12 protein-coding genes and 1 rRNA gene are annotated in these 13,506 nt (G+C 41.6%); 6 read left to right on the forward strand and 7 right to left on the reverse strand.

All coding sequences use genetic code 11. The features are described from left to right. Positions 1-5 precede the first annotated feature (5 nt). Positions 6-722 (forward strand): 2OG-Fe(II) oxygenase, encoded by a 717-nt coding sequence (locus ABMY35_RS02030; RefSeq protein ID WP_349284805.1) that lies wholly within the window; start codon positions 6-8, stop codon positions 720-722. Positions 723-742: 20 nt separating this feature from the next. On the opposite strand, the gene ABMY35_RS02035 is transcribed toward ABMY35_RS02030, so the two are convergent. Next, complete coding sequence (locus tag ABMY35_RS02035) at positions 743-1,114, reverse strand: YacL family protein (protein ID WP_349284806.1); 372 nt, start codon at positions 1,112-1,114, stop codon at positions 743-745. 132 nt (positions 1,115-1,246) lie between these two features. On the opposite strand from ABMY35_RS02035, the gene ABMY35_RS02040 reads away from it, so the two are divergent. Further along, complete coding sequence (locus ABMY35_RS02040; protein WP_349284807.1) at positions 1,247-2,158, forward strand: AEC family transporter; 912 nt, start codon at positions 1,247-1,249, stop codon at positions 2,156-2,158. On the opposite strand, the gene ABMY35_RS02045 is transcribed toward ABMY35_RS02040, so the two are convergent. Next, on the reverse strand, positions 2,141-2,380 hold the full coding sequence (locus ABMY35_RS02045) for a hypothetical protein (protein WP_130255620.1): 240 nt from the start codon (positions 2,378-2,380) through the stop codon (positions 2,141-2,143). The genes ABMY35_RS02040 and ABMY35_RS02045 overlap by 18 nt on opposite strands. Before the next feature lie 292 nt (positions 2,381-2,672). Between ABMY35_RS02045 and ABMY35_RS02050 the strand changes: the two genes are divergently transcribed. Next, complete coding sequence (locus tag ABMY35_RS02050; protein ID WP_349284808.1) at positions 2,673-3,983, forward strand: TIGR00366 family protein; 1,311 nt, start codon at positions 2,673-2,675, stop codon at positions 3,981-3,983. A 59-nt stretch (positions 3,984-4,042) separates the two neighbouring features. Here the strand turns inward: ABMY35_RS02050 and ABMY35_RS02055 are convergent, their stop codons facing one another. Beyond that, positions 4,043-5,056: a site-2 protease family protein gene (locus ABMY35_RS02055; protein ID WP_349284824.1), complete on the reverse strand. Its 1,014-nt coding sequence runs from the start codon at positions 5,054-5,056 to the stop codon at positions 4,043-4,045. A gap of 139 nt (positions 5,057-5,195) precedes the next feature. On the opposite strand from ABMY35_RS02055, the gene ABMY35_RS02060 reads away from it, so the two are divergent. Further along, complete coding sequence (locus ABMY35_RS02060; RefSeq protein ID WP_349284809.1) at positions 5,196-6,404, forward strand: EAL domain-containing response regulator; 1,209 nt, start codon at positions 5,196-5,198, stop codon at positions 6,402-6,404. On the opposite strand, the gene ABMY35_RS02065 is transcribed toward ABMY35_RS02060, so the two are convergent. Next, positions 6,394-7,470: a hemolysin family protein gene (locus tag ABMY35_RS02065; protein ID WP_349284810.1), complete on the reverse strand. Its 1,077-nt coding sequence runs from the start codon at positions 7,468-7,470 to the stop codon at positions 6,394-6,396. The genes ABMY35_RS02060 and ABMY35_RS02065 overlap by 11 nt on opposite strands. Positions 7,471-7,579: 109 nt before the next feature. On the opposite strand from ABMY35_RS02065, the gene ABMY35_RS02070 reads away from it, so the two are divergent. Together ABMY35_RS02070 and ABMY35_RS02075 are read left to right on the forward strand one after the other, a co-directional pair. Then, positions 7,580-10,030 carry a prolyl oligopeptidase family serine peptidase gene (locus tag ABMY35_RS02070; RefSeq protein WP_349284811.1) on the forward strand — a complete coding sequence of 817 codons (2,451 nt, stop codon included), beginning with the start codon at positions 7,580-7,582 and terminating at the stop codon, positions 10,028-10,030. A 178-nt stretch (positions 10,031-10,208) separates the two neighbouring features. Further along, positions 10,209-10,913: a response regulator transcription factor gene (locus tag ABMY35_RS02075; protein ID WP_349284812.1), complete on the forward strand. Its 705-nt coding sequence runs from the start codon at positions 10,209-10,211 to the stop codon at positions 10,911-10,913. Here ABMY35_RS02075 and ABMY35_RS02080 read toward each other — a convergent pair. From ABMY35_RS02080 to rrf, 3 genes are all read right to left on the reverse strand, one after another. Next, positions 10,910-12,421 carry a YifB family Mg chelatase-like AAA ATPase gene (locus tag ABMY35_RS02080; RefSeq protein ID WP_349284813.1) on the reverse strand — a complete coding sequence of 504 codons (1,512 nt, stop codon included), beginning with the start codon at positions 12,419-12,421 and terminating at the stop codon, positions 10,910-10,912. The genes ABMY35_RS02075 and ABMY35_RS02080 overlap by 4 nt on opposite strands. Positions 12,422-12,438: 17 nt before the next feature. Beyond that, complete coding sequence (locus tag ABMY35_RS02085; protein WP_349284814.1) at positions 12,439-13,047, reverse strand: trimeric intracellular cation channel family protein; 609 nt, start codon at positions 13,045-13,047, stop codon at positions 12,439-12,441. Between the two features lie 346 nt (positions 13,048-13,393). Next, a 5S ribosomal RNA gene (rrf, locus tag ABMY35_RS02090) occupies positions 13,394-13,506 on the reverse strand.

A 13,506-nucleotide genomic window follows, 5' to 3' on the forward strand; every position in this document is an offset into this window, starting at 1 on the left:
CTCAGATGACAGATTTTATTCGCGTTTACGACAACGCACTCTCAACTGACTTTTGCGATACATTTGTGCAGCAGTTTGACCAAAGCCCTCACTTAAAGCAAGGGGTCACGTCTGGTGGTGTCGATCTAAACAAAAAAATTAGTCACGATCTGTATTTAAATGCACACCCTGAGTACGCACAGACTTTACAACACATTCAACAAGTCACCGCACAGCATGTGTTTAAGTATATTGAAGAGCACTTCTTTATGATGATTGGTGCATTTGGTTTAAAGGTGTACCACCCAAAAACAGGGCAACCTGTTGACTTAACTGTCGATAATTTCGAAGAAGTTGGTAAACCACAAATTCATGTACTTACCCAACAGCTATTTCGTTTAGGCAACATTCAAGCGCAAAAATATCAAGCAGGAAAAGGCGGTTATCTATACTGGCACAGTGAGGTTTACCCACAAGTCGGTCATAATGAAGCACTTCATCGCGTGCTGTTATTTATGTTTTATTTGAATGATGTTGAAGAAGGTGGAGAAACTGAGTTTCACTATCAAAATAAAAAAATAGCCCCTAAGAAAGGCGCTATGGTTGTCGCACCGGCTTATTTCACCCATACACACCGAGGCTGCATTCCTGTTTCTAATGATAAATATATATTGACGTCTTGGGTCCTATTTAACAGGGCCGAACAAATCTACGGTGCACCACCAGAGCAAGCCACCATGTAAGATTGACCTTGGAAGAAGCCTTAGCGGCTTCTTCCTATAAATTCGCTCCAATCCTCTAACAGCTCAACAAAATCCTCAAAACCACAGACTGCCATTAGGCCATGCTCGTCTAGCTCAAGTGCATCATCTTGATATTGCGCTAAGTCATCGTTGTTATGAAATAAGCTATGCGCTTCAAATAATGCCTCTTGCTCACACAACTTAAAGCGTACTTCTTTGCCCAGTCTGACCAAAGGTGTGTTTAATGACTTAATATTACGACATTGCGCAAGTAAGTCTTTAACTTCATTGTGAGCCAGCTCTTCGTTAAACCAGCGACCAATCAAAGCTTGCTCGTCACTGATCTTGACCCTGAAACCACTGATTGGGTCACGAATAAATTGATACTCCATACGACTGTCTCTCAAAATTAATAAACTTATAAACTAAGAATATTATACTTTGCATGGCATAAACTGCCCAGCGACTTGAGCTTTCATCGCGTAAACAGGATAATTCACGCTCCGACACTATTTCGAGTAGATATGAACCCAATTGATATTCTGTTCCCGCTGATCTTCGTGGTCACCGCTGGGTTTATTTGTGCCAAAATACAATTCTTATCCTCAGTTCATTTTGAAGGGCTGCGTACCATTATTTTCAATTTGGCCATTCCCGTTTTTCTTTTTCTTAGTATGTACAAAGCCGATTTACAACAGGCATTGTCACTCAATCTACTACTCAGCTTTTATCTGCCTGTGGTGCTTGTATATTTAGCTGTGTGCGTAGCATTTAAAGTGTTTGGTAAGCTGTCAGTGGCTGAATCTGCAGTTCTTGCGCTTTCTGGGTGTTATTCAAATACGGTATTAGTTGGCTTGCCAATTATAATTATGGCACTTGGTGAGCATTATGGCGCATTAGTGTTTATGGTGATCACTTTTCATAGCGCACTCTTGTTTGCATTGACCTTCATTTTAAGTAGTAACGTGAAAGGGAGTTTGGGTATGTTATTAAAGCCCTTAATACTCAACCCTGTCGTGCTGAGTATTAGCTTAGGTATTGTGGCAAATGCCATGTCATTTCCACTGCCTACAACCTTTATCAATGGGCTAGATTTACTAAGTGAGCCAGCAATCGCAGGGGCATTATTTGTGTTAGGCGCCAGTTTAAACCAATACTCGGTGAAAGAAGCTTGGAAAGGCGCACTAATAATCAGCGTTATTAAACTCGGTCTGCTACCCGCCGCTGTTTTTTCCTTCGCAACTTGGGTGTTGAATCTACCCACAGCGCATGTTGCCGTTATCACTCTGATGGCTGCATCACCAATGGGTGTGAATGCTTATTTAGTTGCAAGGCAATTATCAGTAAAACAAGATGTTGCTGCCAGCAGTGTTGTATTATCAACACTGCTCAGCGTCTTTACTTTAAGTGTGTGGTTGCTAGCGCTCGTACCGTGAACGATAGCTAGTGTATTTCGCTGCATCTATGATTGCCCATAAGTGTGCAACCGCTGCAATAATCGCTGGAAGTACTAAAAACCAAAGCGCATACCCACCAAACACAATGATTGCAAAAATAAGTGCTGGAATAATACGACCTTGTACCAGCTGGCCTAAACCAGGAAAAAATATATTACAAATTGCGGCGATTACATTACCGCCTGAACCTTGTTCTGCCATGGTAACCTCTCTTATTTAAGATTTCTGTTATTAACTAAACAGTAATCGTGCCAAAAATATTAGTTTATATAATTCAAATGGTTAAACAAATCACTTTCTATTTCAAACTTATAAAAGTGGTTTAATAAGCCATTTATTGGTTTTTTTAATCACTTTATTGGGTGTCATTTAACATACTGAATTTTAGATATAAATAGTAAGGCAGTCCATTCGATATTTAGTTATGCTTAATAGATAACAAAGCACAAGATTAGTGTCTTGATAGCTAAAAGAATAATAACAGGGTTTCATCATGCTTTATAAACTCTCTCAGCCCGTGACTAAATTGGTCGAACGTTACTTACCCGACCCCTACGTTATCGTACTTTTATTAACACTGGTTGTTTTATCACTCAGCATTACCTTAACCCCTTTTTCATTTGAGCAAACCGTTACGTCTTGGGGCCAAGGATTTTGGGCATTGCTAACCTTTGCGATGCAGATGTTACTAGTACTCGTATCGGGCTTTATGCTAGCTAGTACACCTGTTTGTAAGTCGCTGCTTGATAAACTCGCGCAAAAAGCCAGCTCAGGCTCTACGGCAATTGTCATGGTGACCTTAGTATCTATGCTTGCCAGTTGGATAAACTGGGGATTTGGATTGGTTGTTGGGGCATTATTTGCCAAAGCGCTCGCTCGCCATGTACAAATCGATTACCGCGTATTAGTCGCCAGTGCCTATTCTGGTTTTATTGTGTGGCATGGTGGGTTATCGGGTTCAGTGCCCTTAACCATTGCAACAGAAGGCCATTTTTCTAGCGACAGTATTGGGATTATTACAACGCAAGATACCCTGTTTTCGCATTTTAATTTAATTTTAATGGCCGTATTACTGGTTGTGCTTCCTCTTCTAAATGCCTTGCTACTTCCGCCTAAAGACCAACAAATCATTGTTGATAAAGAAAAGCTTGAAGAAAAAAAGACTGCGGTTGTTTGCATTAATACCCCAGCTGAAAAACTAGAACACAGTAAGTTACTCGGCATACTCATTGGCACCTTGGGCTGTGGTTATATGGGCTATTACTTTATTGCGCTCGGTGGTGGGCTCAATCTAAATAGTGTGATCGGCTTATTCTTATTTTTGGCTATTCTGCTTCATCAAACGCCTGCAAATCTACTTAAAAGCTTGCAAGAAGCAGTGAGCGGCGGTGCCGGTATTATTATTCAATTTCCGTTTTATGCTGGGATCATGGCAATCATGAAAGACTCAGGTCTCGCCCAACAAATTTCCAACGTCTTTGTCTCAATAAGTAGCGCTGATACACTGCCGTTTTGGAGTTTTATTAGTGCCGGTTTGGTGAATATTTTTGTCCCTTCAGGTGGCGGTCAATGGGCTGTGCAAGCGCCGATTGTTTTACCTGCAGCGATAGAGCTAGGCGCTGAAATAAACCGCGTGGCGATGGCCGTGGCTTGGGGTGACGCTTGGACTAACCTCATTCAACCATTTTGGGCATTGCCTGTGCTCGCAATTGCAGGCTTAAAGGCCAAAGATATCATGGGTTTTTGTCTGATCCAGTTAGCAGTGAGTGGCATTATCATTGCCGCAATACTCACCTTCGCTTAAATAGTGCAGAGTGACAGAAAAGATGTCGCCGTTAAAATCATCAATGGCGACATACATACTTAATTCGATAAGATCTTCATTGGTAGGCTTAAAATCACATTGTCTGAATCTGCAAAGTGCATCATCACTGCAATATGCCCTACAGCTACCACCACATACATCAGCGCTGAGACAATCTGACCATATCTATCAAGGGGTAACAGATGAGAAATATGACGCTCACGCCACTCAAACACTATCTCTAAACTGCCTATAAAGATAAAAAACACCAGTAGCATCAAACCAAATGTCCAACTGATATAAAGCCCCAATAATACCCCACCAAAACAGGCCAATAGTCCCACCCAAGAACGCATCGAGAAACTAATACTTTTTAGTACGTGACCGCCATCCAGAGGTAGAATTGGTAATAAATTAAATAAGTTAAGTAGTGCACTAAGCACGGCGACACCGGCAAAAATCTCCATATCAGTTGCGTAATACAGCACCACCCCCAACACTGAGGTAATTAAGCCAAATGCAGGCCCCATTAAAGAGATCACCACATCTTGCCAACGGGTTGTAATTTTTTCATCACTGACAGCTAAGCCACCTACGAAAGGAATTAAATAGATACCCTTTGTCTTGATACCAAAGTACTTCATCGCACGCACATGACCATATTCATGTACCACCAAGCAAGCAATGATCATCAGGGCAAACTCTAATGAGAATAACCATGCATAGCCTGCTACTGACGCTCCCGCAAGCGCAGCCTTTACGACCTTAGCACTCTTGAAAATTTTAAAGCTAAGCATCGCTAAACCTAACCAGCCACGCTTACTTTCAGCTTGTTGGTGAGGCACTTCGAGCCACTGTGGCGGTTGTGTATTCACAGCAACACCTAGGAGCCCTTCTGCAAGCTGTGAGGTATTAAAGTGCACTGCCTGTTCGTTTATCTGACAACTTTGTAGATGCTCAGATTCCGATTCAAGTACTAAGGCTTGTTGTTGATGAAAAACTTGAATGATTTGTTGTTGATTAAAAATCAGAGAAATTGGCTGTCCAGCCACGTTAAGTTCGATTCGAGTCATGACGCTAAAACTAAAGTTTTTTTCTATTATCCCAACAAACTCTAACAGTGACAAACCATCATTTTTTGATCTCGATTTGGTCATTTTTATTTCACTGTTCTAAACTTATGTATCCTAACCAATTTCAGGGAGTGGTTTTATGAGCTTTAAAACACAGCGTATTTTGGTTGTTGATGATTCACAGGCCATACTCATGGTCATGCAGGCAATTTTGGCCGAGCTCGGCGTTGAACATGTAACCTGTTGTGAGTCAGCACAAGCCGCATTGTCACTTTTAGAACAGCAACCTAAAGTCTTTGATGCCATTTTTACAGATTTAAATATGCCTGAAATGGATGGTATGGAACTGATCAGGCAACTCGGTCAAAAAGACTATCAAGGCGGCGTAATTATTATCTCCGAAATGGACAGTCGGATCATTGACCTCGCGTCCAACCTAGCTAGACAGAATCACGCATTGCTCTTGGGTAATATTGCCAAGCCAATACAGCTCGTTGAAGTTGAAAGATTGCTTAAAAAGCTCAGCACCCTCTCTCGACCCCAGACAGAAGATGGCCAGCTCATCAGTGAAGCAGAATTATTGCATGCGTTAAGTAATAGTGAGATCACCCCTTTCTATCAACCTAAGGTAAACCGTGCAACCCAACAAGTTGAAAGCCTTGAAGTGTTAGCTCGCATTGTCTCTGAGCAGCATGGTTCTACTGTTTTACCGGCGAGATTTATTGATGTTGCAGAAGATTTAGATTTAATAAACTTAGTGACATTTCAGTTGTTTGAAAAAGCCACGGCAGAATATGAAGCTTTAAAAGAAGAGCTGCCTCACCCATGTAAATTGGCATTTAACTTATCTCCAATCCAATTAGAAGATATGAATTGCCCTGCAAAGCTCTCTTTGTTACTTGAGCTAAATCACCTTCAGCCAAGCGATATCATCTTAGAAATCACCGAACAAAAGCCCCTTGCAAGCGCCAATCAACTTGAGACCTTAAACCGCTTAAGAATGAAAGGGTTTGAAATTTCTCTCGATGACTTTGGTACCGGCTTTACGAATATTAACCAGCTGAAGTCTCTGCCATTTACAGAGATTAAAATAGACCGCTCTTTGATCACCCACATAGATTCAGATTACTTTTCACAAGTTATCACCAAGAGCTTGGTCGATTTAGCAATCAAAGAAGGCTTTAAAGTTGTGGCTGAAGGGGTAGAGAGAATAGAGGAATTACAGTATCTAGAGCGATACAAACATGACTTATTGATGCAAGGTTTTTTAATCAGTAGCCCGAAAGCCAAGAATGAACTTATTCGCTGGATCCACTCTTGGCTAAGAATGACAAACTTTAATTCTTAGGCTGATCTTCTTCTGTATCAGCTTCTATTAAATGAGAGTGGCCGTCGACACGATCACGCCATTTTTTTTTTGCGGCTTGCTGCATATTAGTCGATTGCTCACGCTCATCAACAATATCCATGCCCATTAATGACTCAATCATATCTTCAAGGGTGACGATACCTTGCACATCACCATACTCATCGATAATCAGCGCAATATGGATACGCTTTTCTAATAATGCTTGGAACAGCACTGGCGCACCTAGCGTCTCAGGCACAGTATAAATCGGCTTTACTAGCTTACCGATTTTGTAGTCTTCACCTAAGCGATGGAAGGCCAACATAATGTCGTTCTTATGCACGAAGCCAATAATGTCATCGGTATTCTCTGAATAGACCAAAATACGAGAGAAAGATACCGAGCCATGTTCAGACAAATACTCATTCACCGTCATATCTTTGTGCACTTTAAAAAGCACAGTTCTTGGCGTCATGACGTTTTCAAGCTTGGCATGCCTAAACTGCAATAAGCTACGAATAGTCTCACTTTCTTCTTGTTGCAGTGCACCTGCTTCGCTACCCATTTCAGCCATAGCCTCAATTTCTTGACGAATAAAGTGCGCTTCGTCTTGTTTTGAGCCAATTAATTTAGTGAGCTGATCTGACAACCACACGAACGGTTTTAGAATTCTAACCATCCAAGTTAAAGCCAGTGACACAATTGGCGTTAATGCACGCCAATAAGTTGCACCTAACGTTTTAGGAATAATTTCTGAAAGCACTAATACTAATAACGTCATCACAGCAGACGCAATACCCACAGCAGCATCACCAAATACTGCGGCCGCTTGTGCACCAACCCCCGCAGCCCCCGCAGTGTGTGCAACCGTGTTTAAGGTTAAGATAGCTGATAATGGCTTATCAATATTGTCTTTTAAACCCTGCACTCGCTGTGCGAGTAGTGGTTTATCTTTTTTTAATATCGCTACATGACTTGGTGTAATACTGAGTAACACCGCTTCCATCACCGAACATAGGAATGAAATGGCAATGGCCAAAAACATGTAACTGAATAACAGAAACAACCTAAACTCCTTAATTTCGCAGACTCTCGCGACTTAATCGCAACTCTGCTGAAGATTTAATTTGATGTGCTATATTGGGGCAATTATTTTCCCTACAATAGGTGCATCAATGAAATTAACAACGGTCGCCACTTTACTATTTTCGGCACTGTCTACGCAACTTGTCGCTGCAGAGCTAGACGTAAATAAAGTAAAGTTTATTGGACCTCTTGCTGATACGGCAACAATCAAGCCAAATAACACGCCTTACCAAGCTGCAATCATTAATAACTTATTGCCTAAATTACAAAGTGACTCAAAAACACTGTCGGTATTAGGTAAAAAAGTAACTTGGCAACCACTTGGTGAAGTGAATGATCTAACAATTGCAGGCCTGCAAGCGATTAAGTTCAACTTCTCGGCAGAGCGTTTTGTGCAAGGTAAGTTAAAGCTTAATGGTATCGAGAAAGCCCATGTATTTTTAAATGGTGAAACTTTATCTGGCAGCAAAGAATACGACATCCATGCGGTTACGGGCGACCACCAAGTTGTTATTGTTGTAGAACAAGCTGACGACTGGAAAAAAGTCTCGCTAGAGTACCTACCTAAAGCAGAACATGATGTTATTACACTGACAACAAAAGAAACTCGCGCACTTTCAGCTAAGCAACTTTTTGATGCACCAACAATCAGTTCTGTATCGATTTCTCCAAACGGCGAATACTATGTTGTTACTGAGCGTCATTACCAGAGTAATCATGGTAATAAAGCCATTAACAAAACAACGTTAACCGATGAAGAGGGTAAAGTGCTTTACCGCTTTGACGGCTTATCTGCAAATCAAATTAAATGGCGTGCAGATAGCAAACAGGTTGTATTTGTTCGCAATAAAGCCGTTACAGTTTTAAACCTTAAAGACTTAGAAGAGAAAGTGGTCGCTGAACAACTAGATGGCGCATATGGCTTCCAGTACTTCGACAACAACACGCTTGTATTTGCTTGGTCTAAGTCAGATAAAAGTAAGCACACATTAGTTAAACACTTCAGAGGGTTAGAAGACCGCTGGTCTTATGCACGTAATAACAGCCAAATCTTCATGTTAGACATTAACTCCGGTTTTATTAACCCAATCACTGAAGGCAAGTTGAGCCACTCATTGGCCGATTTTGATAATGAAGCAGGCACAATCTTAGTGACGCGTAATCCTAGCGATTATGCTAAACCGCCTCACATGCTGACAGAGCTTGTAGAAGTTAATTTAAAAGACAACCAGCAGACTGTACTTGGTCAATACCGTACATTTAGCTCAGCAAAATATGCTGATGACGGCATCTATGTGGTTGCAGGTCCTGACTTTGCAAATGGGTTAGGCCGTGCTATTCCTGAGAATATGCTTGCGAACAATTACGATGGCCAGCTTTATAAGCTAGACCGTCAGGGGAAAAATACACAGGCATTAAGTAAATCATTCGACCCTGCTATTGGTTCAATGCAAGTATTACGCAATGATGATGTCGTCATCAAAGTGACTGAGCGTGATACGCAACAACTGTATTTATACGATGAAAGTAAATCTCGATTCACTAAGCTAAAAACAGGCTTTGATGTCGTTGGCAGATTCAGTATTTCTGACGAGCGCAACCCAGACTTACTCGTGACTGGCACACAAGCATCTCACCCTCAGCAATTGAAGCGCTTAGATATTTCTAAAAACCGCGCTAAAACGCTGTGGGATTCAAAAACACTTGCTTATGAAAATAGCGAAATCGCAACCCTATCTGAATTTAACTTCACCAATAAAGAAGGCGTTGAGATTAAGGGTCGTGTATACACGCCTCATAACCTAGATGAAAGTAAGCAGTACCCTGCTCTAGTTTACTATTATGGTGGTACTTCTCCTGTTTCACGTGGCTTTACGGGTCGTTATCCGTTTAACCTATGGGCAGCACAAGGTTATGTTGTTTATGTGCTTCAACCAACTGGTGCAACTGGCTTTGGTCAGGAATTCTCTGCTAAGCACGTGAATGCATGGGGTAAGTACACTGCGAACGATATTATCGAAGGCACTAAAAAGTTCTTAGCTGCACACCCTTATGTAAATAAAGACAAAGTAGGTAACTTAGGTGCATCTTACGGCGGCTTTATGACCATGCTACTTGCGACTAAAACGGATTTATTCAGTGCGTCGATTTCTCACGCAGGCATCTCAAACATTACTTCTTATTGGGGTCAAGGTTGGTGGGGCTACCTATACTCTGGTGAAGCTTCGAAAAACAGTTTCCCATGGAATAACCCAAAACTTTACTCTGATCACAGCCCAGTATTCCATGCTGACAAAGTAAACTCACCGTTATTACTTATCCATGGTGACGCTGACACCAACGTGCCTCCAGGTGAAAGCCACAACATGTACACGGCACTTAAGTTACTTGGCAAAGACGTAGAGTTGATTGAGTATAAAGGCACAGATCACCAAGTATTTGCCCGTGACCGTCGCTTCCACTGGTGGGATACCATGCTGGCTTATTTTGATATGCATTTGAAAGACCAACCACAATGGTGGCAGTATATTTATAAATAAGTATGCATAAATTATGTCCACCTTAGGGTAAGCACTCTAAGGTGGACCATTTTAATAACGCCTAGCAGAACCAATTGCATAAATGTTTATGCAATTGTTACAAATTGTCATTATTCCCTTCTCAGCAATGTTTTCACAGTGCTAATATATACATAATTATTGAATAGATAGCTGACCTATGAGTATCAAAGTATTATTAGTAGAAGATGATGAACTTTTAGCAAAACGCATTATGAGCCATTTTGCTGAAACAGAATTTAGCATCGAAGTTGATAGTACCGGTGCAACTGCATTAGCCAAAGTGCAGCAAGCAACGCAAGCTCAAGAACGGTTTGTGCTGGCTATCGTCGATATTGTTTTGCCCGCCACTGACGGTTTAGCATTAGCGAAAGAACTCAATACCTTGACAGATATTGGTGTCATCATGCTATCTAGCAGAGACTCTCAAGCTGATAGGATCGCAGGCTTAGCACAAGGTGCTGATGACTATGTTTGTAAGCCAGTTGACCTACTCGAGCTTGAATTGAGAATGCGTGCTTTGTGTAAGCGTTTAACGATTGCAAATGATGACGATGAGTCTGAAGAGTTTATTGAATACTCAGATTTCAAACTTCATCCAGATAATCGCACTTTGATTAATGGTGCAGCGGAAGAATCACGATTAACTGAAGCTGAGCACAAAGTACTTATTTGTTTAATCGCCAATGCAGGCAAGGCGACTTCTAGAGAAAAAATTTCAGAAGATATCGGCCAACCAGACTGGAGCCCGAGTGACCGAACTGTTGACGTACTCATTGGTCGCTTGCGCAAGAAGCTAGGCGATGAAAAAGAACAAAAACGCATCGTTACGGTTCGCGGTAAAGGCTACATGCTATCTACTTAATACGCGGTTAGCTGAGCGAGTAATCGCTCAAAAGCACGATAACTTAGTGCCTCCTTTAGAGAGGCTAAATCTATATCCTCCTGCAAGTTTAAATCTGCAATAGTACGCGCCACCTTCAAAACCTTATGATATGAACGTGGTGACAAAGCCAATTTCTCGGCCGCTTTCCCCAGAAACATAGCATCTGCTTTTGATAATGCACAATGTAATTGCAGCTCTTTGGTTGATAACGCTGCGTTGTTTTTTTCTTGTCGTTGATAAGCAAACTGAACGGCTTTTTCTACCCGCATACGAATGTCAGCGCTCGATTCTTCAGGCTGAGTAGACTGAAGCTCTTCAGTCGTTAACCTTGGTAATTCAACTTGCAGGTCTATTCTATCTAAAAATGGCCCTGATACTTTTGATAGGTATTTTAACACTTGGTCAGGTGTTGCCCGTTTATCGCTATGATGCCCAGTTGGGCTGGGATTAAGTGCCGCAACCAACTGAAAATTTGCAGGAAAGTCGACCTGCCTAGCAGCACGAGAAATAGTGACTTGCCCCGTCTCCATCGGCGTTCTCAGCGAATCTAATACCTTTCTATCAAATTCAGGCAGCTCATCTAAAAACAAAATACCATTATGCGCCAATGATATTTCTCCAGGCTTAGGGTTGGACGACCCACCAACTAATGCAACTGCTGAGCATGTATGATGCGGAGATCTGAATGGACGGTTTAACCAGTTTTGATGTGTGACCGACTGCCCTACTAGAGAGTACACAGCAGCAGTTTCAAGTGCTTGCTGCGTTGTCATTTGAGGCATAATTGTTGGAATACGTTGAGCTAACATAGATTTACCGGTACCAGGCGGCCCCAAGAAAAGCAGGTTATGACCACCTGCAGCAGCAATTTCTAATACCCTCTTTGCTATTTTCTGACCTTTCACATCACTCATATCTAATTGCTCAAGAGCCTGTTCAGAAACTTGGTCGTAAATAATATTTAAAGTGAGTGATTGCTGCCCATGCAGATCCAGCCAAATTTCTTGCAAGCTGGTGACGGCTTTTCTATTTGACTGAGATACTAAACTTGCAAGCTGATCGTTACCTCTCGGGATATAAGCAACATGATTTTCTTCAGTCGCCGCCATAACCGAAGGCAAAATCGCAGTAATAGAAGAAAGCTCACCACTTAATGCAAGCTCCCCAAAAAATTCAAAATTACTTATCTCTGTATTTTGTATTTGACCAGAAGCAACCAAGATCCCAACGGCAATTGCGAGGTCATATCGTCCGCCTTCTTTTGGCAAATCTGCAGGCGCTAAGTTTACTGTTATACGTTGGTCCGGGAACAGAAAGCCTGAATTAACAAGTGCAGAACGAACTCGTTCCTTAGACTCTTTTACTGAAGTTTCAGGAAGACCAACAATGATAAAAGCAGGAAGCCCATTGCTTAGATGCACTTCAACCGTCACTTTAGGTGCTTTGACACCCACTTGCGCACGGGTAAGAATTTTTGCTAAAGACATATCCTTGTCCCTATCAGTTAATATTTAAAAACGTGAATCACCCAGTTGTAACGCATCGCCATCAAACGAACAACCAAGGTGGTTAACATACCAAACAACATGCTTACTTCTATCGCTATAGAAAAAGACATCAACTGAGTATAGACGATCCCACCTAAAATACAGGTAATCGCATAGAGCTGACCTTTTAAAAGCAAGGGGATTTCACCTGCGAGTACATCACGGATCACCCCACCAAAACACCCTGTTAGCACTCCCATAATCACTGATGTTGTAGCTGGCATACCGATAGACATGGCTTTTTGTGTGCCCATCACAGCAAAAAGTGCCAAACCGAACGCATCTGCCACCTGTAAGAATTTACTCGGTATTTGTTTTTGCTGATTCAAAACAACAATACTGATCAACACAGCACTAAAAATAGCAACAAAATAGCTTGGATCATGCAGCCAAAAAACAGGCTCATCTAAAATAATATCCCTCAGCGTTCCGCCACCAATACCTGTTACCGCAGCTAGCACGACAACACCAAAACCATCTAAATGCTTTTTATGGGCAATAAGGGTCCCAGAAATAGCAAAAACCATAACACCGAGTAAGTCGAACCAATGGATGAGATCGCTCATTAAAATTCCTGAAAATAGATAGATATGAAAAGCTAATAAAAAAAGAATTATAAATTAATTTTTTAAATATTGAAGTAAAGTGCAAAGTGTTAACGACAATGAGCGAAGCGAATACGTTTGCTTTGCGCAAGGTGAGATAAACCAGTTTAGCTGGAGTTGAGGGCGTCTAGATTAAGTACGGTGAAAGCTGCTCTCTTCACCTTGCGCTTATGGTGCAAAATTAGCGACTGCGAACGCAGTGAGAGCGCTTCTTTCGCGCAAGGTGAAGTGAGCCATTTTATCTATTGCAGAGAGACTTAAAGCAAAAAAGCCCGACTCTTTCGAATCGGGCTTTTTTTAAATAGGTGCTTGGCAATGTTCTACTTTCACATGGGAGACCCACACTATCATCGACGCTGTTTCGTTTCACTTCTGAGTTCGGCATGGAGTCAGGTGGTTCCAAAACGCTATGGTCACCAA

This window comes from Pseudoalteromonas sp. BZB3 (assembly GCF_040104455.1).
Taxonomy (GTDB): domain Bacteria; phylum Pseudomonadota; class Gammaproteobacteria; order Enterobacterales; family Alteromonadaceae; genus Pseudoalteromonas.

Coding starts and splice junctions, on each gene's coding strand:
- ABMY35_RS02030 (WP_349284805.1), top strand. CDS start 6: ATGACAGATTTTATTCGCGTTTACGACAACGCACTCTCAACTGACTTT.
- ABMY35_RS02035 (WP_349284806.1), bottom strand. CDS start 1,114: ATGGAGTATCAATTTATTCGTGACCCAATCAGTGGTTTCAGGGTCAAG.
- ABMY35_RS02040 (WP_349284807.1), top strand. CDS start 1,247: ATGAACCCAATTGATATTCTGTTCCCGCTGATCTTCGTGGTCACCGCT.
- ABMY35_RS02045 (WP_130255620.1), bottom strand. CDS start 2,380: ATGGCAGAACAAGGTTCAGGCGGTAATGTAATCGCCGCAATTTGTAAT.
- ABMY35_RS02050 (WP_349284808.1), top strand. CDS start 2,673: ATGCTTTATAAACTCTCTCAGCCCGTGACTAAATTGGTCGAACGTTAC.
- ABMY35_RS02055 (WP_349284824.1), bottom strand. CDS start 5,056: ATGACTCGAATCGAACTTAACGTGGCTGGACAGCCAATTTCTCTGATT.
- ABMY35_RS02060 (WP_349284809.1), top strand. CDS start 5,196: ATGAGCTTTAAAACACAGCGTATTTTGGTTGTTGATGATTCACAGGCC.
- ABMY35_RS02070 (WP_349284811.1), top strand. CDS start 7,580: ATGAAATTAACAACGGTCGCCACTTTACTATTTTCGGCACTGTCTACG.
- ABMY35_RS02075 (WP_349284812.1), top strand. CDS start 10,209: ATGAGTATCAAAGTATTATTAGTAGAAGATGATGAACTTTTAGCAAAA.
- ABMY35_RS02080 (WP_349284813.1), bottom strand. CDS start 12,421: ATGTCTTTAGCAAAAATTCTTACCCGTGCGCAAGTGGGTGTCAAAGCA.
- ABMY35_RS02085 (WP_349284814.1), bottom strand. CDS start 13,047: ATGAGCGATCTCATCCATTGGTTCGACTTACTCGGTGTTATGGTTTTT.